Origin of the sequence: Corynebacterium sp. KPL2895, from assembly GCF_040225815.1 — a bacterium.
Taxonomy (GTDB): Bacteria; Actinomycetota; Actinomycetes; order Mycobacteriales; family Mycobacteriaceae; genus Corynebacterium; species Corynebacterium rhinophilum.
Map to the genome: position 1 here is coordinate 32,241 of NZ_JBEHFY010000017.1, position 21,887 is coordinate 54,127.

Here is a 21,887-nt window from a genome sequence, read left to right on the forward strand (position 1 = left end):
ATTAGCGCTTAAAGTAGAAATTACTGACCTAGCAGATCGGCCGCGCCTTGGGCGAAAAGCTCATCAGAGACCCGCGCGCCCAACTCCGCAGCTTCCGCCGCGGTACCGGAGGCAGTGACGGTCAATTGGCGGGAACCATCCAGCGCAAAGACGCCGCCGCGCACCGTTAATTGATCGCCGTTCCAGCGGGACGTAGCGGCCACGGGCGCGGTGCAGCCGGCCTCGAGGCGGGCGAGAACGGCGCGCTCGGCAAGGGCAGCGGAGGTGGCTTGAACATCGACAACAGCGTCAAGCGCCGCGGCCGCCTCAGTGCCGGCGACGGCCTCGATGGCGAGCGCACCCTGGGCAGGAGCGGGCATGAATAATTCTGGGTCAAAGATATCGCTCGCCCGGTCCTCGTAGCCGCCGCGCAGCAAGCCAGCATAGGCCAACACCACGGCATCGAGCTCGCCATCGGTCACCTTGGACATGCGGGTATCGATATTGCCGCGCAGCGGGCGGATCTCCAGGTCCGGGCGCAGGGCGGCCAGCTGGGAGATGCGGCGCGGCGCCGAGGTTCCCACCCGCGCGCCCTCCGGCAGCTGCATCAGGCTCATCCCGTCACGGGCGACCAGCACCTCGCGGCTGTCCTGGCGCTGCGGGATGACCAAACGGAAGCGATCATCCTCGGCTGTGGGCAGGTCCTTGAAAGAGTGCACGGCGATATCGCATTCGCCGCTGTACAGCGCCTCGCGCAGCGCCTGGGTGAATACGCCCACGCCGATGCGCTCGACCGGGGCCATATTGGTATCGCCGGCGGTGGTGACGATGTGAAGTTCGGAATCGAATCCGGCATCGATAAGCCAATCGCGGACGTGTCCTGCCTGGGTGGTGGCAAGCTTGGAGCCACGGGTACCAATCTGGAACATTTACGCCTCCTTATTCAGCGTGGGCAATTCATTGACGGCCACGGCAACGCCAGAGCCTTCCAGCTGCAGGCCAAAGAGTTCCTGCAGGGCATTTTCGCTGCTAAAACTGCTATCCGATGCCGCCAGCTTCTTCGCCCGCACCGTCGGTTCATGCAGCAGCTTGTCGGCGACGCGTTTGAGGGCACCTTGGACATCGGCAAGCTGCTTGCCCTCTAGCTCCGGGTGCTTTTGCTGCAGGCGAGCCGCCTCGCACTCCACGAGATCCGCCGCGCGGCGGTGCAGGGCGCTAACGGCAGGTGCCACATCGCGCACGCGTTGGGCAGAGGTATAGGCGGCAAGCTCCTCGTCCACGATGGTGCGGGCCTGCTCGTGCGGGTCCGTGCCCGCCGCGACATCAGTCGCTGCCGCCGACAGGGACTTGCTGAGGCGCTCGATATTCACCAGGTCCACGTCATCGATTTCAGTTGCCGCGTCATCGATATCGCGCGGGAGGGAGAGGTCAATGAGCATCAGCAGGTGCGCGGGCGGAATGTCGGACGCGGTAATGGTAAAGCCTTCGGCGCCGGTGGCGGAGATGGCGAGGTGGACATCGGCAAGCGCGGCGGCGCGATCCTCAAAATCCACCACGCGGGTGTGGACCCCGGCCTCCTCAGCGTGGCCGGCAAGGCGCTCGGCGCGCTCGCGAGTCCGGTTGGCAATCACCAGCTCGCCGATGCCCAGCCTGCCGGCGTGGGTAGCCGCAAGCGAGGCCATCGCCCCGGCGCCGAGCACGAGCGCGGACTTGCCCTGCAGATCCTCCACATTCAGGCGCTGCAGCGCCTGGTCAAAGGCGAAAGTCACCATCGAGACGCCGGCCTTATCGATCTCCGTTTCCGAGTGCACGCGCTTGCCGGCACGCAGCGCGGACTGCGCCAAGGCGTGGATACGCGGGCCAACCGTGCCCTGCTCGGAGGCGGACTGGTAGGCAGAACGCACCTGACCGATGATCTGTTGCTCGCCCACCACCATCGAATCCAGGCCGGAGGTAACGGACATGAGGTGTTCCGCGGCGGCATCGGCATAGCGCACGTAAAGGTAATTGCGCAGCTCTTCCTCATCGACGTGGGAGACTTCCTGCAGCACCCGGATGACGTCCTGCACGCCGGTGTGGAAGGAATTGGTCACCGTATAGACCTCGAGGCGGTTACACGTGGAAATGATCATCGCCTCAGTAAGGGACTCGGTGTCAACCAACCGCCCGCAAGCGGAATGCTGCACCACATCGTCCATACTCAATTTTTCCAGCAACGCCACGGGTGCCGATTGGTGGGACATTCCCACAACGAGCACGCTCATGCTCCACACTCCTCAACCTTTTGATTGACCGCAATGGTTCCAAAGACTACCCCGCGTGGGCGCGGAACCCGAATCGTCAGCGCAGCTCCGCAGCCAACTCTTCGTTATCGACTTCCCAGCAGGCGAATTCTTCTCCGTCTATCACTACAACGGGAACGCGGTCACCGAATTCCATCTCGAGCTCGCGGCTATCTTCCACGTTGCGCACTTCCAGCTGGGCACCGGCCTCCTGGATAACGGGGGTAATCTGCTCTTTTACCCGTTTACAGGAACCGCAGGTGGGGCGCACCATGAGCTCGACTAGATGCTGGGACATAGGGGCGGGATTCTCCTCATAAGGACGCCGACGGTGGAAACGTTTACTATGGACATATTAGTCCACCCCGCGTTTGCGAAAGCTGTTTATTCCACTCGTGTCCGCTATACCTCCCCCCGGATTCCCCGAATCTCCCCGCGACTTTTTGGCCAATTGGACGGCCTCGCGCGGCAATCTGCGCAACTTCTTAGAAAACCAAGCGCTGGCCCCCTTGGGCGAAAAAGAACAGCGCGCCGCAGGTGAGGCGGCCGCTGCCGCCGCTTTAGAAGAGTTCGGGCTAGAGCTCGAGGACTTCGCCTCCGGCATAGCCTCCGTCTCCGGCTCTTATGACGCCGCAGGCTCCCAGCGCATCACGGACCAGGATCCGGACGTCCCCGTCGATGTCGGCGCCGCCGCCTTTTTCGACGTAGACAATACCCTCGTTCAGGGTTCCTCCTTGGTGGAATTCGGCTTTGGGCTCGCCCGCCGGCGCTATATCCGCATCTCTGAGATACTTCCGGTTGCTTGGAAGCAACTAAAATTCCGCCTCTCTGGCGCGGAGAATGCAAAAGACGTTGCCGAAGGCCGCGCGCAGGCCTTGGAGTTTGTCAAAGGCCGCAGCGTAGACGAGCTCATTGAGCTCTGCGAGGATATTGTCGAAGCCTCACTCGCCCGCCGCGCATATCCCGGCACCACGCAGCTCGCTGAGATGCACCTAGCCGCCGGCCAACAGGTGTGGCTCGTTACCGCTACCCCAGTCCAGCTCGCCCAGGTCTTGGCGCGCCGCTTTGGCTTTACCGGCGCTCTCGGCACCGTCGCGGAGGTAGAAGACGGCAAGTTCACCGGCCGCTTGGTGGGCGATATCCTCCACGGCCCAGGCAAGAAGCACGCCGTGGCCGCCCTCGCTACCATCGAGGGCCTAGATTTAGACCGGTGTACCGCCTACTCCGACTCCGCCAATGACATGCCCATGCTCACCATGGTGGGCACCCCCGTAGCCATCAACCCGGACCGCAAGCTGCGCAACATTGCAGAGAAGCGCGGCTGGATCGTCCGCGACTACCGCTCCATCCGCCGCGCTATTCGCACCTATGGCCTTCCAGCGCTTGTCACGGCCGCCTTTTCCTATGGCGGCTGGCGCTATTTCCGGAAGTAGAAATACAGCCAGCACTGCCGACTCTAAACGGTCGCTCAGCAAATTACTTTCTTAAGCCCGTCGGTGTGGCTATTGCTCCCCCATCGCCGCAAAGTTCAACACGAGCACAACCGCACTAAGAATCGTCATCCCGAGGCAATTTACCCAAAACTCCTTACCCACGAAATTCGCCTTGATATGAGCGATAATGGCGAAAATAAAGTAAGCAAGTACGCCGACGGAGACAGTGGTTGTAATCGACGGATTATTCAAAACTGCTCCGACGATCAAGCCAAGCGCAGCGAGTGCCTTAATTCCGATAAGCGCCCACCACCAATCTTGCGGAAAATTGACTCCGCTAAGGCAGCGACTAATGAACTTGGGCGGCTTCACAGAAAGCACGGCATCGCCGATCAAAACGATGGCTAATAAATACGTACCGAATACAGATAAGGACCCCACTCAGGAACCTCCCTTGAAACAGATGCTAAACACATGAAGCATCGCATGACCCAGCTTTTCTGGGTTGAATTGATTCTACAGCTCAAAACAATCGACCGTATGTGGAGAGGTGCAGCGGAGGCACGACCGGAAATCCAAGCTCGGCGTTAAAACCAGAAAACCTCCGCCGCCGCGCTAAGGCACGGTGCGGAGGAATCCTAGGCTATTGGGTTTACTTACCCAACTTACGACGCTGCACGCGGGTGCGGCGCAGCATCTTGCGGTGCTTCTTCTTGGACATGCGCTTGCGGCGCTTCTTGATGACAGAACCCATAACAGGCGTCCTCACTTTCTTTTAGTACGTACTGTGAACCTGCCGGCGCCTGAAACGACAAAGGTGCACTCTTTGCCACCTTGGCCGCACATATGCGGGCCATCACGGCATGCCGACACGAATGCGATCCATCTTACCTAGTCCCCAGCGCGTCTCCAAAAGTGGCCCCGATGGCGACGCCGGCAAAAGGAAGCGCGCGGGAAAACGAGACAGCGCCCACCACCGCTGACCAAGAGTGGCCAACAGAAGTGGGCGCTGCCTTAAAGGCGCGAGAACCTACGCTCCGTAAACGGATGCCTCGAGGTACTCGTTAACGGCAGACTCGTGAACGCGGAAAGAGCGTCCGACGCGCACAGCCGGCATTTCGCCTGCGTGAACCAAACGGTAGACAGTCATCTTAGAGACGCGCATGATTTCGGCGACCTCCGCGATCGTCAGAAAGGTTCCTTTTTCTTCATTTGCCATAATTATCTAACCCTTCAGCTCGTTACGCGCTGTAGGCTTCCCCTCCCACAGGACTTCACGCACGTGCTCGTCCCAGCCTATCGTGAAACATGTGACTAATGCGACCCAAGTGCCAAATTTTTTCACAGCAGTTGTTCAGTTCACCGTCATAAGCGCTGCGTAACAACCGCCCCATGGCTCCCGTACGGCCCCCGCGTGGTGTGAGGTAACTACACCCCCACCACGGGGAACTGGCCGCATTAGGTGGGCTTCTAGCCCAGCTCCTTAGCCTTATCAGAGCACGCCTCGGCGGCGCGGTAGAACGCACCGCGCAGGCCGGACTCTTCCAGCTCGCGTACGGCCGCGGCAGTGGTGCCGCCTGGCGAGGTCACGCCTGCGCGCAGCTGCGTTGCCGAGCGGCCGGAGTTGGCCAACATATCGCCGGAGCCGGCAGCCGCCTGGGCGGCGAGCTTTTCGGCGATATCGCGGGGAAGGCCGAGCTGCACGCCGGCATCGACAAGCGCCTCTGCCACGAAGAAGAAGTACGCCGGCGAGGAACCAGCCAGGGCGGTCGCAGCGTCGATGTTTTTCTCTGGGATGACCGCGACCTCACCAACGGCCTCGAGCAGCTCTCTCACGCCCTGCATCTGGGCCTCAGTGACGTGCTCGCCGGCGGCGCAGGTGCACATGCCGCGGCGCACCAGCATCGGCGTATTGGGCATAACGCGCACGACCGGCACGCCCTCGCCCGCAGCGGCCTGCAGGGCCTCCAGCGTCAGCCCAGCTGCCATAGAGACCACCACGGCGTCCTTGGCTGGATTAATCTCACCCAGCAGGTCCAAGATGGCGTAAGGCTTGACGGACGCGAAGATATAGTCCGCGCCGTCCACCGCCTCGGCGTTATCCGTCGTGACATTAACGCCATAGTTGCTCTTGAGCTCTTCACCGCGGGAGGCTGTGCGGTTAGTCACCGTGATATCGGAAGCATTAAAGCCCGATTCCACAAGACCCGAGGTCAAAGCCTCACCGATTTGTCCTCCACCTAAAATTGCAATCTTTGTCATGGTCTCCACAATGCCAAAAATAACGCCACCCGGCTACCTCCACGAAGGAAGCAGCCGGGTGGTTCTCAGCAATTCGCCGGTTTAGAGCATGACCAAAAGCAGTGGGCCAAAGGTCAATATAAGGCCGGTAAGGCCCGCAAGGAACATGGAGAAGCCATCGCGGGCGGTGCGTAGCGCATGCGTAACTCCGACCATAATTGCGGTCACGCCGAGTGCCAAGATGGCCACAACGATGCGCGGGAAGTTATCCCAAAGAACTTCAAAGCCCTTGAAGATAACAATAGCCAAGACAATGCCCACGACCACCATGATGAGGATAGACATGGGGTTGAGCTTCTCGTGCTCTTCGGTAACTTCCTCGTCCCGCACCTGAGACAGCTCACCGGTATCGTCAGGCTTCTTCGCGGCCGCCACAGGCTTCTGCGCAGGCGCGGCGGCCTTGCCCTTGGTTCCAGCGTCCTTGGCGCCCGCTGCGGTGGCTGCAGCGGCACCTGTCCCGGCAGCGCCAGCTGCGCCCGCTGTTTCTTTAGCACTGGATTCAGCGGCATCAGCGGCGTCCTTCCGCTTGTCCTGCAAGGACTGCGACTTGCCGATGCGCTGCATCACCGCAGTGTCATCCGCGGATGGCTGATGGGACTTCTTCTCGGCGTCCTTTGCGCTCGCCTTGTCCTCCGGCTTCGACTGCGCAGGCTTCTTTTCCTCCTGCGCGTTTGCCTTCTGTGCTGGGGCAGGCTTAGCCGTCGGCTGCGAGGCGGACCCCGCTGCCGGCTTGGGAGAGGCGGTAGGCCCGCTCGGCTTGCCGTTCTGCTTCGGCGCCGGGGACGCGGTTGGGGTAGCCGCGGAAGGCTTCTCTGCAGCCGGCTTGGGTGAAGCGAATTGCGGCTGGGATGGCTTGGTTTGCGCAGGCTTACCGATGCCCGACTGACCCACGCCCTGCTTCGAGCCTTCCTGCGTGCCCGCGGCTGGCTTGCCCGCTGCAGGCTTGGAGCCGGTCGGCTTCGCCGCGGAACCGCTCGCCTGCTGGGCCTTGGACTCCGCGGCCTTGTTCTCAGCGGCCTGCTCGTCCTTGGACTTCGGCGCCCGGATGACAGGGGCGTCATCGTCGATGGATACGTTGGTGTGCTTCGCCTCAGGCGGGGTGGACTTTACCTTTTTCAGGCTGCCGGTGAGCTCAGCAACGGATACGCCGCCCTCATCGAGGCTCCGCCGACGGCGGCGAGAGGTCTTCTCGTCCTTGTCCGTGCGGTCCTTCTTGTTGCGAGCCAGCAGCTCGGCCACGGTCAACTGTTTTTCGTCAGCCATGATCTCTTCCTATTCCAATCCCTTGTCGGTCCGGCGCAAAATAACACCTTCGCGCAGCGCCCATGGGCAGATTTCCAACTTCTCGATACCCAGAGCTCGCATGCTTGCCTCGGCAACCAAAGCGCCGGCGACGATTTGGTGCGATCGGTTCGAACTTACACCCTCGAGGTCCGCTCTGTCTGCTGCAGTCATGCGCGTAATGAATGAAATCAACTGGCGCAGGCCCGGTGCGGTCAAGGTGCGCTTGACGTATGGCCCCGCAGACGAGGGCGCCGCACCAGTCAGCCGCGACAGGGTGCGGAAGGTTTTCGAGGTACCCACGGCCAGGCCGGCAGGACCCATCGCCTTCATCTGTGTGACGGCATCTTCAAGCTCCGCATCGATGAAATCGCGCAGCGCACTGACCTTCTTCTTCTCAGGCGGATCGGTATCGAACCAGTTGTGGGTCAGCCGCCCTGCGCCCAGATCGAGAGAGAAAGCCAGGTCAGGGTGTTCATCGGTACCGGTAGATAGCTCCAAGGAGCCACCGCCGATGTCCAGGTTGGTAATGCGCCCAGCGGACCAGCCGTACCAACGACGAGCCGCGAGGAAGGTAAGCTGCGCTTCTTCCACGCCCGTGAGGATCTGCAGGCGCACACCGGTCTGCTTTTCCACCTCATCGAGTACCGCTTCAGAGTTAGGGGCAGAGCGGACCGCGGAGGTCGCGAAGGCAATAAATTCGGAGCACCCGAGTTTTTCACCCAGCTCACTTGCCTCACCCACGGCGGACACGAGCTTTTTAAGCCCCTTTTCGTGGATGTTTCCCTTCTTATCCAGCTGTTCAACCAGCCGGAGTGGGGTCTTCCAATCGCTCATCGGAGTAGGCCGTCCCCCCATTGCGGCATCGACCGCAACGAGGTGGACGGTATTACTTCCAACGTCTAATACACCTAATCGCACACTAATAGCGTAGTAGGTCTACCGTGGTTAGGTGTGAATCGCCCAAAATCTGACACCGTTTACCTAGGTTTTCCCGCGAGCTCGCCAGCGGCGGCATCGATTAAAGCCGGGCGCGAAGAAGCCCCAGATTTTCCGCGGGAGTGGTTCGAATTTACCAACCCAAACGACCCTTACCATGTCTTTTCCATCGATCTCACGTGGGTGGAATCGCACTACAGCTGCCAATTTGGCACGTCGGCGTGCCGGGGCATCGATAAGAGCCAACCCTATGTGGGCTGCTGCGTGCACGGTGCATATATGGCCGATGAACAAGACCACGACCAGCTTTACGATGCCGTCTCCCGCATGCCCGCGCGCTATTGGCAGCTGCGCCCAGCGGGGGTAGATGAGTTCCTGGCGCAAGAAAACACCAATGAGCTAGAGCCCTGGTTGGAATGGGACGAGCTCGATGGCGAGGACGGCGAACCGGAACCGGCGCTAAAAACGCCCATCGTGGATGGCGCCTGCATCTTTGCCAACCGCGCTGGCTGGGAAACAGGCACCGGCTGCGCGCTGCACCAATGGGCCGTCGATAGCGGCGAGGAGCTGACCGTGGTCAAGCCGGAGGTGTGCTGGCAGCTGCCGCTGCGGCGCTACGAGGATTATGAAGAACGCCCCGATGGGCAGGAGATTTTGCGCACCACCATCGGCGAATATGACCGCCGCGGTTGGGGAAATGGCGGCGAAGACTTTGATTGGTACTGCTCTACCGATGGCGCCTGCCACGCCAATCCGCTGCCGATGTGGCAATCGCACGAGGACGAGCTCGTCGCGCTCATGGGGCGCGAAAGCTACGATATTTTGGCTCAACAATGCCGTGCCCGCGCGGAAGCCGCCGAGCACGGCGTAAAGCTTAGCCAGCACCCAGCCAGTATCAAGGCCGGCTGGTATTAGAGCTCGAATTTATAGCCCAGCCCGCGCACCGTCACCAGGTGCTTCGGGCGGGAGGGGTGCTCCTCAATCTTGGTGCGCAGGCGCTTGATGTGCACGTCTAGCGTCTTGGTATCGCCCACGTAATCGGCACCCCAAATGCGATCGATGAGCTGGCCGCGGGTCAGCACGCGCCCGGCGTTGCGCAGGAGGTATTCCAGCAGGTCAAACTCCTTGAGCGGCATGGCCACAGGCTCGTCTGCCACGGTGACGATGTGGCGCTCCACATCCATCTTCACGCGGCCGCCGGACAGGATCTGCTCGTCTTCTGCCTCGGTGCTCTCCGCAGCATCCGCGTGGGAGGACCGATCGTTGCCGCGACGCAACACGGCCCGGATGCGGGCAATGAGCTCGCGGGAGGAATACGGTTTGGTGACGTAATCGTCCGCGCCCAGCTCCAGGCCCACGACCTTGTCGATTTCCGCATCGCGCGCGGTGACCATAATGACCGGCACGGAGGAGGTGGCGCGCAGCTGCTTGCACACGTCGGTGCCGGACATGCCGGGAAGCATAAGGTCAAGCAGCACGATGTCGATGTCATTATCGGCGAATTTCTCCAGCGCCGATGGGCCATCGAGGGCGATAATCGGCTCGAAGCCTTCCTTGCGGAGCAAGAATGCCAGCGGATCGGCCAGCGACTCTTCATCTTCCACGATGAGGATGGTGGTCATTGTGCTTTATCCTTTCGACGTGCTGCAACGCGTGCTACCGCACGCTGGAGCCCAGGAGCCGCCGCATCGACGGAATCCCTGTCTTCATTATCCTGCAAGTCGGCCTCGTGCGCTGGCTTCTCTTCCTTATATATGGGCAACTCGATGGTAAAAGTAGAGCCCGTGCCAGGCCGCGACCACAGCTTAATATTGCCCCCGTGGTTCGCCACCACGTGTTTAACAATTGCTAATCCTAAGCCAGTGCCTCCCGTCTGCCGCGACCGGGCTTGGTCAACGCGGAAAAAGCGCTCGAAGACGCGCTTATGATGCTCCGGTGGGATACCGATGCCACGGTCCGTCACCCGGATCAACACGACGTCCTCTCCCACCACTTTCTGTGAGACGGAGACCGGCAATTCCTCCGGCGAATAATTAATCGCGTTGGAAATGAGGTTAGACAGCGCCGTTACCAAGAGAGAACGGTCGCCTCTGATCTGCACGCCCTCGGAGGGACCTTGGGTCAGCCTGATGGAGCGCGCGTCTGCGGCGAGCTGATTGCGCGAAATCGCCTCGTCAATGAGATCGTCCACGTAAAGCGGTTCCATTTCCGGCAGCGCTTCGGCGCCCTGCAGCTTGGACAGCGAAATAAGCTCGCTGACCATATCCGCCATGCGGTTGGCCTCTTTTTGCACCTTGTTGCCGAAGTACTTCACGTGCTCCGGATCCTCGGGGTCTTGCAGCAGGGCCTCGGCCAGCAGTGCGATGCCGCCCACCGGGGTTTTCAGCTCGTGGGAGACGTTAGCTACGAAATCGCGGCGCGCGGATTCCATGCGCACGTTTTCGCTCTCATCGGTGCCGTAGATGATGATAAAGCGGCCATCGTTAAGCGTCAGCGGCTTGATAACGGCCTTGACCTGAGTGACGCGGTGCCCAGTGCGGCGCTTGGGGATTGCCAGGTCCACGGTGCGGGTTTCCTTATCCTCGAAGACCTGCTCTGCGGTCTTCCAGATTTCCGGATTGACGGCGCGATCGTGGACCACGGACATCTCGTGCGCCGCGGGATTGGACAGGATGATTTCCTGATTCCTATCGAGCACCGTCAGCGCCGTAGGAGAGCCCTGGACCGCGAGGTGCAGGCCTTGGCTCACGTTGGTGACCTGGTTTGCCTGGGCGTCGCTGGCGCGCTGGCGGCGTGCCATACGCTCGCGCACCCGGGAAATTAATGGCAGCGCCACCGCGCAGGCAAGCACGCCCGCGAGAAAGACAAAAATTAATTCCACGTGATTAAGCCTAATCATTAGAAAGTCCCCAGGGAGCACCTCCCCGGGGACTTATATGCAGTAGCGGGTTACTTGCCACCCTGCGCGGCAACGGCAGCGGCCCCGGCCTCGGCGGCCTCTGGGTCCAGGTAGGTGCCGCCCTCGTTGACCACGGAGCCATCCTCCGCAATCTCGTAAACCAGCGGGATACCGGTCGGGATATTCAGCCCGGCGATGTCATCATCGGAAATGCCATCGAGGTGCTTGACCAACGCGCGCAGGGAGTTGCCGTGCGCTGCAATCATGACGGACTCGCCCTTCTTAGCCCGCGGCAGAATCTCTTCCTCGAAATAAGGCACGAAGCGCTCGACTACGTCCTTCAGGCACTCCGTCTGTGGGACCTTGTCCAGGTCCGCGTAGCGGGGGTCGTTTGCCTGGGAGTACTCGGCGTCATCGGCAAGCTCGGGCGGGCGCGTGTCATAGGAACGGCGCCATGCCATGAACTGGTCCTCGCCGTATTCTTCCTTGGTCTCGGCCTTGTTCAAGCCCTGCAGCGCACCGTAGTGGCGCTCATTGAGGCGCCAGTCACGAATGACCGGGATCCAGTGGCGGTCGGCCGCATCCAGCGCGATATTGGCGGTGCGGATGGCGCGGCGCAGCAAGGAGGTGTACAGCACGTTGGGCAGGATGCCTTCTTGCGCGAGCAGCTCGCCGCCGCGCTTGGCCTCTGCCTCACCCTTTTCTGTCAGATCAACATCGACCCAACCAGTAAATTGGTTGGATTCATTCCAGGTGGATTGGCCATGGCGAAGAAGAATCAGTTTTCCGTTAGTCATGCCTCCAGCATGCCACGAAACCGCCCGGCGCGTCAGTGAAGCTAGTCTCCCTTCGCCCGACGTTGGTGGCAGTCCGGCACGGGAATCTGCCGGGCTTCGTCATAAATTTCCGTCAGCTCTCGGGCCGTGTTGGTCCAACTAAATCGCGCGGCATGCGCGACGGCGGCCTCGCCCATGGCGATGCGCCGGGCGTCATCATCAAGCAGCTGGCTCAAGGAATCCGCCCAGTCCTTCGGATCGTGGGACGGCACCAGCAGCCCGGTCTCGCCATCGACGACGGCGATGGGCAGCCCACCCACTGCCGCGGCGACGACCGGCGTGCCAGAGGCCTGAGCCTCGAGCGCCACCAGACCAAAAGACTCGTTGTAGCTGGGCACCGCCACGATATCCGCGGCGCGGTACACACCTACCAGCTCCTCGGGTGGGCGGGGTCCTAAAAAGCGCACGCGCTTTTGCACGCCCAACTCCCGCGCCAATTCCCTATACGCCTCCGGCGAGGCATTGGCCCCGGATGGCCCGCCGCAGATGAGCACCCTAAAATCGCGGGTGGGCTCGCGGTGGCACAGCTCGGCGGCGGTGCGGATAAGAACTTCGGGCCCCTTGAATTTCTGTAGCCGCCCCACAAAGGCCACGACCTTGGTATGCAACGGGATGCCCAGCTCGCGGCGGGAACGCTCAGTGTTGCGGTCGGTACCTGGGGTGAATAGCCCCACGTCAGCACCTGGGGAGACCACGCGGATGATATCGCGCTCGGCATCGTAGTGCTCCGCCAGATCGCGGGCTTCCTGATCGGTATTGACCACCAGGAGATCGGCATTATCCACCAATTGCTGCTCGCAGATGCGCCGCGCCTCTGATTCCACGGTGTCCTCGGCGGTGCGGTAAGCGTTTTTCACCGCTGCCAAGGTGTGGGCGGTGTGGACGAGGGGGATGCCCCATAGATCGCGAAGCAGCCATCCCACTTGGCCGGAAAGCCAGTAATGGGAGTGAATAAGGTCATATTTTTTGCCCTGCCACTTGGCAAATTGCATTACGCCGCCGGAAAAAGCTGCCAGCTGGGTAGGTAGATCTTCTTTTTCTAGCCCCTCAAAGGGACCGGCCACGATGTTGATCACCCGCAGGTTGGGGGCCACTTCCACGATTTCTTTGTGGCTGGGGCGGGTAGCGCGGGTATAGACATCCACCTCGACACCAAGCTGGGCTAATTGGCAGGCAATATTTAAAACGTAGACGTTCATTCCGCCGGCATCCCCGGAGCCAGGCTGCTCAATGGGGGAAGTATGCATAGAAATCATGGCGATGCGCATGGTAACTCATCTTAGCGGCGCTATACTGACCCCTGCCAACAACCTACGCTACCGAAAGGTCACGCATTGTCCGCTTATGAATCAAAGGCATGGCTCCAGTATTACCCGGAGTGGACGCCGCATAGCCTCGACTATGGCAACACCACCCTGTTGGACCTGTTTGACAATAACCTCAAGGTCAATGGCGATAAGTCAGCCACGTATTTCTTTGGACGCAGCCAAAACTATTCCGAGCTGGACCGCCAAGTGCGCGCCGCCGCAGCCGGCCTGAAGGCCTTTGGCGTGCGCCCCGGTGACCGCGTAGCCATCGTTGCCCCCAATAGCCCGCAGTACATCGCGGCCTTTTATGCCATCTTGAAGCTCGGCGCCCAGGTTGTGCTGCACAACCCGCTTTATACCGCCCACGAGCTGGAGGGTCTGTTCCAGGATCACGGCGCGCGCATCGCCATCGCCTGGGACAAGGCCGCCCCCACCCTGGAGAAGCTGCGGGCTACCACCAACCTGGAAACGGTCGTGTCCATCAACATGATCAACGCCATGCCCACCCTGCAGCGCGCCGCGCTGCGCCTGCCGCTTCCCCCGCTCAAGGCCAAGCGCGAGCAGCTTTCTGCCCCGGCACCAAATACCGTGCCGTGGGAGGCGCTGATTGGTGATGCCATCGGTGGCAACGGCAGCGATATTAAGACGCCGGAGGACATTGATAAGGACACCATCGCGCTGGTGATGTACACCTCCGGTACGACCGGCGCACCCAAGGGCGCGATGCTCTCGCACGGCAACCTCGTATCCAACCTGCTCCAGGGCAAGGCGTGGGTGCCAGGCTTAGGCGATAAGCCAGAGCGCATGCTCGCCGCCCTGCCCTTCTTCCACGCGTATGGACTGACCATGAACGTCACCTTGGCCCAGCTCATCGGCGGCGAATTGGTCATTCTCCCCGTGCCGCAGATCCCGCTCATCATGCAGCTGATGAAGAAGCACACCCCGACCTGGGTCCCGGGCGTTCCTACCTTGTACGAGCGCATCGTCAAGGCCGCCGAGGAGCAAGAAGTACCCATCAAGGGCGTGCGAGCAGCCTTCTCCGGCGCATCCACCCTGCCTTCTGAGACCGTCAATAAGTGGGAAAACGCCACCGGTGGCCTGCTCGTAGAGGGCTATGGCCTAACCGAGTGCTCGCCAATCATCGTAGGTAACCCCATGAGCACTGACCGACGCCCCGGCTACGTGGGCATTCCCTTCCCGGATACCGAGGTGCGCATCGCCAACCCCGATAACCTGGATGAAACCCAGCCGGACGGCGTTGAGGGCGAAGTGCTGGCCCGCGGCCCGCAGATTTTCAAGGGCTACCTCAATAACCAGGAAGCCACCGATACCGCCTTCCACGGTGACTGGTTCCGCACCGGTGACATGGGCATCATGGAAGAAGACGGCTTCATCCGCCTGGTCAGCCGCATCAAGGAAATCATCATCACCGGCGGCTTCAACGTCTACCCAGGCGAGGTCGAAGAAATCCTGCGCGAGCACCCCAGCGTCGACGACGCCGCCGTGGTGGGCCGCCCGCGCGAGGACGGCTCCGAAGACGTCGTGGCCTGTCTCGATCTTGCCGATGGCGCCGCGCTCGACCCCGAAGGCCTCAAGGAGTACTGCCGCGAGCGCCTGACCCGCTACAAGGTCCCACGCACCTTCTACCACTTCGAGGAACTGGCCAAGGACCAAATGGGCAAGATCCGCCGCCGCGAGGTACAAGAAGACCTCATCAACCGCCTCGAAGCAGAGAAGAACGCCTAAGAACTAGCGTTCACACCACCATGCTGCGCACCATCGATACTCCCATCGGCCCGCTGCTGCTCACCGCAGACGCAGACGGACTGTCCCGCGTCGACTTCGTCGCGATCCAGTCGGGTCGCGACGAGGAAAGCAAGGGACACCGCGAAACCAATCAGGTTCGCGGCGAGGTGAGCGGCGTGGTGAATGGGGGCATCGACAAGCGCGGTGCAGACATCTTAGATGCGGCGCAGGAGCAGCTCGCGGAGTATTTCGCCGGGCGCCGCCGCGAGTTCGACCTGCCGCTCAACCCGGAGCCAACGACGGAATTTCGCGCCCAAATTCACGCGCAACTGGACACCATCGGCTACGGCGAGGTCTCAAGCTATGGCGAGCTCGCCGCCGCCGTGGGGCGTCCCGCTGCTACCCGGGCGGTCGGCACCGCCTGCGGCGCCAATCCCCTGCCGATCATTCGGCCTTGCCACCGCGTGCTGCGCAGCGATGGAACGCTCGGTGGCTATGCCGGCGGCCTGGATATCAAGCGTTTTTTGCTGACACTCGAAGAAAACTAGAGGATTTCCTAACGTTCTGGGTATACTCGCCCTTTGTAATATTTTTCTTTACCAAACGAAAGGGTAGCGCGTGTCTGCATACGAATCCCGGGCCTGGATTAAGCACTACAGCGACTGGACCCCCGCCACGCTTGATTATGGCGATAAAACCATCGTTGACTACTACGTCAATAACCTCCGCATCAATGGGAATAAGTCCGCTACCTACTTCTTTGGCAATACGCAGAACTACGCGGAGCTAGACGCACAGGTGCGCGCAGCCGCCGCAGGCCTTAAGGCCTTTGGCATTCGGCCTGGCGATAGGGTCGCCATCGTCATGCCCAACTGCCCCCAACACGTGGTGGCGTTTTATGCCATCCAGCTGCTGGGAGCCACCGCGGTAGAGCACAATCCCCTCTACACCGCTCACGAACTCGAGGGGCTTTTCCAGGACCACGGCGCGCGCGTGGTCATCGCCTGGGATAAAACCGCCACCACCTTGGAAAAGATTCGCGCCACCACCCCGCTGGAGACCATCGTGTCCGTCAACATGATCGACGCGATGCCACCACTCAAGCGCCTCGCGCTCCGGATTCCCCTACCGCCGTTGGCCGCCAAGCGCGAGCAACTGACCGGCGCGGCCCCGAATACCGTGGCCTGGTCCACGCTTATCGGTTCTGCCATCGGCGGCGACGGCAAGGACCTCGAGATTGCCAAGGTCACGCAGGACGATATCGCGCTTATCCTCTACACCTCCGGCACCACCGGCAAGCCCAAGGGCGCGTTACTTTCGCACGGCAACCTCATCGCCAACTGCGTGCAGGGCGAGGCTTGGCTGACGAATATGGACGCCACCGAGCAGCGCTTCCTCGCCGCCTTGCCGCTCTTCCACGCCTACGGCATGACCACGCTGTGCGTGCTCAGCATCTACTTCGGCGCCGAGCTGATCTTGGTTCCGTCCCCGCAGATGCCGCTCATCATGGACATCATTAAGAAGCACACTCCCACTTGGCTGCCGGGCGTGCCCACGTTGTACGAGAAGATCATGGACGCCGCCGAGGACAAGGGCGTGGATCTCGCCGGCATCAGCAACGCGTTCTCTGGCGCCGCTACCCTGCCGGTTGACGTGATGGAGCGCTGGGAATCCATGACCGGCGGCCGCCTCGTGGAGGGCTTCGGCATGACCGAGACCTCCCCCGTGCTTATTGGCAACCCCATGAACGGCAACCGCCGCCCGGGCTATGTGGGCCTGCCCTTTCCCGATACCGAGGTGCGCATTGGCAACCCGGATAACCTCGATGAAACCCAGCCAGATGGCGAGCCGGGCGAGATGCTGGCTCGCGGGCCGCAGATTTTCCAGGGCTATTTCAATAACGAAAAGGCCACCGAGGAGTCCTTCCACAACGGCTGGTTCCGCACCGGCGATATGGCCACCATGGATGAGGACGGCTGGGTCAAGCTGGTTAGCCGCATCAAGGAAATCATCATCACCGGCGGCTTTAACGTCTACCCGGCCGAAGTCGAAGAGGTGGTGCGCAAGCACCCAGATGTCAAGGAGGTCGCCGTGGTGGGCCGCCCGCGCAAGGATGGCTCCGAGGACGTCGTCGCCTGTCTCATCCTGCGCGATGGCGCCGTTTTGGACCCAGAAGGCCTCAAATCCTTCTGCCGCGAGCGCCTGACCCGCTACAAGGTTCCGCGCACCTTCTACCACTTTGAGGAGCTGGCTTCGGACCAGCTGGGCAAGGTCCGCCGCCGCATGGTGCAGCAGGATCTCCTCGATCTCCTCAAACAGAAGGCTTAGTATTAACCACCATGTCAGACCTCGAGTACGAAGCCACGCTGACGGATTTCCTCGCCACCGCAGTAGCCAACTTCCCCGACCGTCCCGCCACATTTTTCGGCGGCGAGACCTTGAGCTACGCGGAGCTGGATACCCGCATCGCCGCTGCCGCCGGCGCCCTGCGGGAGATGGGAATCCGCCCCGGCGACCGGGTAGCGCTGGTCTTGCCCAACTCCCCGCAGCACCTCATTGCCTTTTTCGCGGTGCTGCGCCTGGGCGCGGTCGTAGTCGAACATAACCCTCAGTACACCGCCCACGAGCTGGCCCCGCTCTTTGCCCACCACGGCGCCAGCATCGCCCTGGTCTGGGATCAGGTCACCGCCGTGGTCGATGGCCTGGCCAGCACGGTGATCCCCGTGTCTTTGGAGGTGCACCTTCCCCTCTCCGGCGCCCCAGTTCCCCACCGCCAGGCCGCGCTTGCCGATGCCGCACTTATCCTCTACACCTCCGGCACCACCGGCCAGCCTAAGGGCGTGGTGCTCACGCACCACAACCTCGCCGCCAATTGCATCCAATTGGAGGCCCAGGTCGATCTGCGCCCCGGCCACGAGCGCTTCCTCGCCACGCTGCCGATGTTCCACTCCTATGGACTGACCATGAGCGTCTTGCTCGCGATGCGCTGCGCCGCCGAGATCGTCCTGCTGCCTTCCCCGCGCCCCGCGGCCGTGGTCAGCGCCTTGGCACAGCGCCGCCCGACGTGGATGCCGGGTGTTCCCACCATTTATGAGCGCGCCATGAACGAGCAGGCCGCTGAACCAGCCGCGGACCTGGGCGGAGTACGCTACGCCATTTCCGGGGCTGCATCGCTGCCCGCGCGCATCATCGAGCCCTGGCAAGACCGCACCGGCGGCATGCTCGTCGAAGGCTACGGGCTCACCGAGGCCTCACCCGTGCTGACCATTAACCCGCTTGGTGAGGGGCGGCGCGTGGGGACCATCGGCAAGCCGCTTGCCGATACCGACCTGCGCATCGGGGATCCGGGTGACCTGGACCGCAGCCAACCCGATGGCACGCCCGGTGAGATCCTCGCCCGCGGGCCCCAAGTTTTTGCGGGCTATCTCGATAATCCCACCGCCACGCGGGAGGCATTCCACGGCGAGTGGCTGCGCACCGGCGATATGGGGGTGCGCGAGGCCGATGGCCATTTCCGGCTGGTGGGCCGGATTAAAGAGGTCATCATCACCGGTGGGTTTAACGTCTTTCCCAGCGAGGTGGAACATGCACTGTTGAGCCACCCCGCGGTGGGCCAAGCAGCGGTGGCAGGCGTCCCGCGCGCCGATGGTTCCGAGGACGTTGCCGCCTGCCTGGTGCTCCACCCCGGCGCCACCTTCGATGCGGAAGCGCTGCGCGAGCACTGCCGCGGCCTCCTGGCCCGCTATAAGGTCCCGCGCCATTTCGTGGTGCGCGAGGAATTGCCCACCGATCAGCTAGGCAAGCTGCGCCGCCGCCAGGTGCAGGAGATCTTGATGGCAGAGGTTGCTTCCCGCTAATTCGCGCCGGAGAAACTACTCCCCGGCGCGGGTGCGGTGCTCGCTGCGGGTAGCACCAGCAAAGATGCGCCCCGAGCGCTCTTCCAGTTTCCTCTTCGCGCGCACCTGCTGCTGCGCCGCGAATTCGGAGCGCGGTGGGGCCTGAATATAGCGCTCGGCGTGCAGCCCCAGCTGTAGCTCCTTGGCGCGCAGGACCTCCGCATCGATCTTGATACCCAAAATCAGCATCGTATTGGACAGCCAGACAGTCATAAATACCGCCATGACCGTACCGAATGCCCCGTAAATGCTCACCCCGGCCAGATACTTGATGTAGAGGGAGAATACGCCCCACACCACCAGGTTAGTCAGAAGCGCTACCACCGAGCCCAAGGTAATCCAGCGGAAGCGGCTAGGTCGAACGTTGGGTGCAAAGTGGTACCACACGGCAATGAGTGCCAGCGCCACCACGACCGTTATAGGGAAGCGCAACCAATTCCACACGGGCATAAAAATGCCGCCGATAAAGTCCACTGTGCCGTGCAACCCCAGCCGGAGTGCCACGGGCTCGATGACGCTGTCCACGACGGTATCGCGCAATAAATTGGCACACAGTACCACCACCGCGCCGATGACTAGGATCACGGTAATGGCCCACATCAATGCCCATGTGCGGATGGTTCCGCGGCCTTCCACCCGTCCGTAGACCGTATTGGCGGTACGCGAAAAAGCCCGCACATACGCCGAGGCGGCGAATAGCGAAATCATTACGGAGACCACCAGCGCAAACGTACCCTCCCTTGTGGATCCGATAATGGAGCTGACAATGGTGCCGGCTTCCTCCGCCATAGAACGGGGCACGTACGTATCGATGAACTGCGCAGTCAGTGCCTCCACTTCGCCCCGGCGCGAAGAAAAGATCAGCGTGGCAATGGAATATGCCGCCAGGACGGTGGGGGCAAAGGCCATGAGGGTGAAGTAGGTCATCGCGGCGGCGCGGTCCATGAGGGCATCGTGGAAGAAATCTGCCCACACGCGCCGCATCACCAAGCCCCAGCTGTCCTTGCACAGACGATTGCCACGCGCCCACGGATCAACATCGGCGGCCGGGCTTTCCACGGTGACCAGGCTGGTAACGGTGCTTGGCACAATCTTTTGCTGTTGGGCAGTCTGCTTCCGGGCTAGCTTGTTGCCGGTTGCGGGGGCATCGTCCAAGGCACTCATAGTTACGAAGCGTATGCGGCTTAAGAATCTATTCTGGGAAGTGACACTCGCAGCGATTAGGCTGGGGAGTATGACTGAACAGAACCAAGAAAAGATTAACGTCAAGTCCTTCGAGCTCGACCACCGCCTCGTCAGCGCGCCTTATATCCGCGTGGCTGACCGCACCGATTTGGGCGGCGGCGTAGAAATTATCAAGTACGATCTGCGCTTTTGCCAGCCCAATAAGGAGCACCTGGACACGGAGGCGCTGCACTCCGTGGAGCACATGATGGCCAACTTTATGCGCAACTACACCGATAAGCTCATCGGCTTTGCTCCCATGGGCTGCCGCACCGGCTTCTACGCCATTACCAATGGCATGGAGCAGGATGAATTGCTGCGCGCCGTTGAGGGTGCGCTGAACGATATCCTTACCGCCACCGAGGTTCCCGCCGCCAACGAGGAGCAGTGCGGTTGGGGCGCACACCACAGCTTGAAGGGCGCACAGGATGCGGCCCGCAAGTTCTTGGACGCCAAGCCGGAGTGGCTCGAGGTCATGGCTGCCTAAGACTGCGCCGGGGCGGCTTTTGCGCCGCCCGTGCTGCCTGTGCCGGCCACAAGCAACGATTACGTCCAAAACAACCGCGTTTCGTCAAAAATGAGGACGAATTTTAGAAGAACGCGGTTGTTTTGGACGTTTTTATATGCGTGCGGCCTAGTCTTCGTCCATGGATACGCCCAGCCACACCGGCTCGGGCACGAGCTCGACGCCGAAGGCTTCGCGCACGCCGTCGCGGATCGTGCGGGCCAGCGCGACGATGTCTGCGGCGGTCGCGTTTCCGCGGTTGGTCAGCGCCAGGGTGTGCTTGGTGGACAGCGTTGCTGGGCCGGAGCCGGGGTAGCCCTTTGTGAATCCTGCGTTATCGATAAGCCAGGCTGCCGAAAGCTTTTCGTGCGGGGACGGTTCGCCCTGTGCTGAAGCGGTGGCGGGATGGCGGGGCATGCGGTCGGCGAGGGCATCGCCAAGCGTGGCGCGCACCTTGTCCTGGACGGCATCAGCGACGCTGGACTCGACCACGGGGTTGGTGAAAAAGGAGCCGGCAGACCAGGTGTCGTGGTCGGCGGCATCAAGCACCATGCCCTTGCCGCGGCGCAGCGCGAGGACCTCTTCGCGGACCTGGGCGACGGGGCGGCGCTCGCCGGGGGCATCGGTAAGCTGCCCAAAGCGCAGTGGGCGCGACAGCCCATCGGTGGTCAATTGCAATTCGACCTCGAGCACCACCGCGCGGCCGGTGAATTTCAGGTTGGAGTAGCGGTAGGCCAGATCAAGATCGGAGACGGGAACCCACTCATCGGCATCGGTGCGCAGGTTATACAGGCGCACGCGGGTCAAGACCTCAGAAATCTCGGCTCCATAGGCACCCACGTTTTGCACGGGCACCGCGCCCACCGTGCCGGGAATGCCGGAAAGGCACTCGATGCCGCCCAGGGACTGTGCCACGGATTCCGCCACGACCTCGTCCCATACCGCACCGGCTTGGGCGCGCACGAGGCCAGTCTCGGTATCCATGTCCACCACGGCAAAGTCGAGGACGACGGCGACCACGTCTACCTCGCCATCAGAAACCAACAGGTTGGAACCGCCGCCGACCACGATGAAAGGAACTTTTTCTTTCTCGAGGTACCGCAGTGCTGCAACCGCTGCTTCAGGCCGCGAACAACGCAACGTGACCCGCGGCTTTCCCCCCACGCGCAAGGTGGTGAGATCGGCAAAGCTCGCCGTGGGATCCACGTCTACGCCGTCGATTGCTGTGAGTTGTTGCGTAAAAAATTTATCAAGCACGT

Annotated in this window: 22 protein-coding genes; 7 read left to right on the forward strand and 15 right to left on the reverse strand. The window is 61.7% G+C overall.

Features of this window, described 5'->3' with window-relative positions; translation table 11 throughout:
- Positions 1-20 precede the first annotated feature (20 nt).
- From hemC to ABRP95_RS08485, 3 genes are all read right to left on the reverse strand, one after another.
- On the reverse strand, positions 21-908 hold the full coding sequence (gene hemC / locus ABRP95_RS08475) for a hydroxymethylbilane synthase (RefSeq protein WP_349839222.1): 888 nt from the start codon (positions 906-908) through the stop codon (positions 21-23).
- On the reverse strand, positions 909-2,243 hold the full coding sequence (locus tag ABRP95_RS08480; protein ID WP_284796283.1) for a glutamyl-tRNA reductase: 1,335 nt from the start codon (positions 2,241-2,243) through the stop codon (positions 909-911). It abuts the gene before it with no gap.
- A 76-nt stretch (positions 2,244-2,319) separates the two neighbouring features.
- Positions 2,320-2,559, reverse strand: a complete 240-nt coding sequence (locus ABRP95_RS08485) for a glutaredoxin family protein (RefSeq protein ID WP_239268840.1) — start codon at positions 2,557-2,559, stop codon at positions 2,320-2,322.
- Positions 2,560-2,656: 97 nt separating this feature from the next.
- Between ABRP95_RS08485 and ABRP95_RS08490 the strand changes: the two genes are divergently transcribed.
- Positions 2,657-3,694 (forward strand): HAD family hydrolase, encoded by a 1,038-nt coding sequence (locus ABRP95_RS08490; protein ID WP_284785374.1) that lies wholly within the window; start codon positions 2,657-2,659, stop codon positions 3,692-3,694.
- Positions 3,695-3,763: 69 nt separating this feature from the next.
- Here the strand turns inward: ABRP95_RS08490 and ABRP95_RS08495 are convergent, their stop codons facing one another.
- The 6 genes from ABRP95_RS08495 to ABRP95_RS08520 all read right to left on the reverse strand — a co-directional run bounded on the left by ABRP95_RS08495 (position 3,764) and on the right by ABRP95_RS08520 (position 8,197).
- Positions 3,764-4,135 carry a DoxX family protein gene (locus tag ABRP95_RS08495; RefSeq protein WP_284771004.1) on the reverse strand — a complete coding sequence of 124 codons (372 nt, stop codon included), beginning with the start codon at positions 4,133-4,135 and terminating at the stop codon, positions 3,764-3,766.
- Positions 4,136-4,346: 211 nt separating this feature from the next.
- Complete coding sequence (locus ABRP95_RS08500; RefSeq protein ID WP_003855542.1) at positions 4,347-4,448, reverse strand: 30S ribosomal protein bS22; 102 nt, start codon at positions 4,446-4,448, stop codon at positions 4,347-4,349.
- A 276-nt stretch (positions 4,449-4,724) separates the two neighbouring features.
- A complete protein-coding gene (locus ABRP95_RS08505) occupies positions 4,725-4,913 on the reverse strand; it encodes a helix-turn-helix domain-containing protein (RefSeq protein WP_005276651.1) in 189 nt (62 codons plus the stop codon).
- A 251-nt stretch (positions 4,914-5,164) separates the two neighbouring features.
- The gene (proC, locus tag ABRP95_RS08510) at positions 5,165-5,956 is read right to left on the reverse strand and encodes a pyrroline-5-carboxylate reductase (protein ID WP_349839223.1); all 792 of its coding nucleotides are present in this window, start codon (positions 5,954-5,956) and stop codon (positions 5,165-5,167) included.
- Between the two features lie 81 nt (positions 5,957-6,037).
- The gene (locus tag ABRP95_RS08515) at positions 6,038-7,258 is read right to left on the reverse strand and encodes an Rv0497 family membrane protein (protein WP_349839224.1); all 1,221 of its coding nucleotides are present in this window, start codon (positions 7,256-7,258) and stop codon (positions 6,038-6,040) included.
- Positions 7,259-7,267: 9 nt separating this feature from the next.
- The gene (locus ABRP95_RS08520; protein WP_349836907.1) at positions 7,268-8,197 is read right to left on the reverse strand and encodes a Ppx/GppA family phosphatase; all 930 of its coding nucleotides are present in this window, start codon (positions 8,195-8,197) and stop codon (positions 7,268-7,270) included.
- Positions 8,198-8,230: 33 nt separating this feature from the next.
- On the opposite strand from ABRP95_RS08520, the gene ABRP95_RS08525 reads away from it, so the two are divergent.
- Positions 8,231-9,130 (forward strand): DUF3109 family protein, encoded by a 900-nt coding sequence (locus ABRP95_RS08525; protein ID WP_349839225.1) that lies wholly within the window; start codon positions 8,231-8,233, stop codon positions 9,128-9,130.
- Here ABRP95_RS08525 and ABRP95_RS08530 read toward each other — a convergent pair.
- The 4 genes from ABRP95_RS08530 to mshA all read right to left on the reverse strand — a co-directional run bounded on the left by ABRP95_RS08530 (position 9,127) and on the right by mshA (position 13,218).
- Positions 9,127-9,837 (reverse strand): response regulator transcription factor, encoded by a 711-nt coding sequence (locus tag ABRP95_RS08530; protein ID WP_284770999.1) that lies wholly within the window; start codon positions 9,835-9,837, stop codon positions 9,127-9,129. The two genes, ABRP95_RS08525 and ABRP95_RS08530, sit on opposite strands and share 4 nt — an antisense overlap.
- Positions 9,834-11,096, reverse strand: coding sequence for a sensor histidine kinase (locus ABRP95_RS08535; protein ID WP_410762157.1), 1,263 nt, complete (start codon positions 11,094-11,096; stop codon positions 9,834-9,836). Before ABRP95_RS08535 ends, ABRP95_RS08530 begins: the two co-directional genes overlap by 4 nt.
- A 68-nt stretch (positions 11,097-11,164) precedes the next feature.
- On the reverse strand, positions 11,165-11,911 hold the full coding sequence (locus tag ABRP95_RS08540) for a phosphoglyceromutase (RefSeq protein ID WP_005276632.1): 747 nt from the start codon (positions 11,909-11,911) through the stop codon (positions 11,165-11,167).
- A 41-nt stretch (positions 11,912-11,952) separates the two neighbouring features.
- Entirely contained in the window at positions 11,953-13,218 is a 1,266-nt protein-coding gene (gene mshA / locus ABRP95_RS08545; protein ID WP_284770997.1) for a D-inositol-3-phosphate glycosyltransferase, read from the reverse strand.
- A gap of 66 nt (positions 13,219-13,284) precedes the next feature.
- On the opposite strand from mshA, the gene ABRP95_RS08550 reads away from it, so the two are divergent.
- The 4 genes from ABRP95_RS08550 to ABRP95_RS08565 all read left to right on the forward strand — a co-directional run bounded on the left by ABRP95_RS08550 (position 13,285) and on the right by ABRP95_RS08565 (position 18,860).
- Positions 13,285-15,003, forward strand: a complete 1,719-nt coding sequence (locus ABRP95_RS08550; RefSeq protein WP_284770996.1) for a long-chain-fatty-acid--CoA ligase — start codon at positions 13,285-13,287, stop codon at positions 15,001-15,003.
- Between the two features lie 20 nt (positions 15,004-15,023).
- Positions 15,024-15,551: a methylated-DNA--[protein]-cysteine S-methyltransferase gene (locus tag ABRP95_RS08555; protein WP_284770995.1), complete on the forward strand. Its 528-nt coding sequence runs from the start codon at positions 15,024-15,026 to the stop codon at positions 15,549-15,551.
- Positions 15,552-15,621: 70 nt separating this feature from the next.
- On the forward strand, positions 15,622-17,331 hold the full coding sequence (locus ABRP95_RS08560; RefSeq protein ID WP_284783247.1) for a long-chain-fatty-acid--CoA ligase: 1,710 nt from the start codon (positions 15,622-15,624) through the stop codon (positions 17,329-17,331).
- 11 nt (positions 17,332-17,342) lie between these two features.
- Positions 17,343-18,860 carry an AMP-binding protein gene (locus tag ABRP95_RS08565; RefSeq protein ID WP_284770993.1) on the forward strand — a complete coding sequence of 506 codons (1,518 nt, stop codon included), beginning with the start codon at positions 17,343-17,345 and terminating at the stop codon, positions 18,858-18,860.
- Positions 18,861-18,875: 15 nt separating this feature from the next.
- Here ABRP95_RS08565 and ABRP95_RS08570 read toward each other — a convergent pair whose 3' ends face one another.
- A complete protein-coding gene (locus tag ABRP95_RS08570; protein ID WP_284770992.1) occupies positions 18,876-20,063 on the reverse strand; it encodes a YihY/virulence factor BrkB family protein in 1,188 nt (395 codons plus the stop codon).
- Between the two features lie 70 nt (positions 20,064-20,133).
- On the opposite strand from ABRP95_RS08570, the gene ABRP95_RS08575 reads away from it, so the two are divergent.
- Positions 20,134-20,610: an S-ribosylhomocysteine lyase gene (locus ABRP95_RS08575; protein ID WP_023025084.1), complete on the forward strand. Its 477-nt coding sequence runs from the start codon at positions 20,134-20,136 to the stop codon at positions 20,608-20,610.
- A gap of 147 nt (positions 20,611-20,757) precedes the next feature.
- Here ABRP95_RS08575 and ABRP95_RS08580 read toward each other — a convergent pair whose 3' ends face one another.
- The gene (locus ABRP95_RS08580; protein ID WP_284770991.1) at positions 20,758-21,885 is read right to left on the reverse strand and encodes a UDP-N-acetylmuramate dehydrogenase; all 1,128 of its coding nucleotides are present in this window, start codon (positions 21,883-21,885) and stop codon (positions 20,758-20,760) included.
- Positions 21,886-21,887 lie beyond the last annotated feature (2 nt).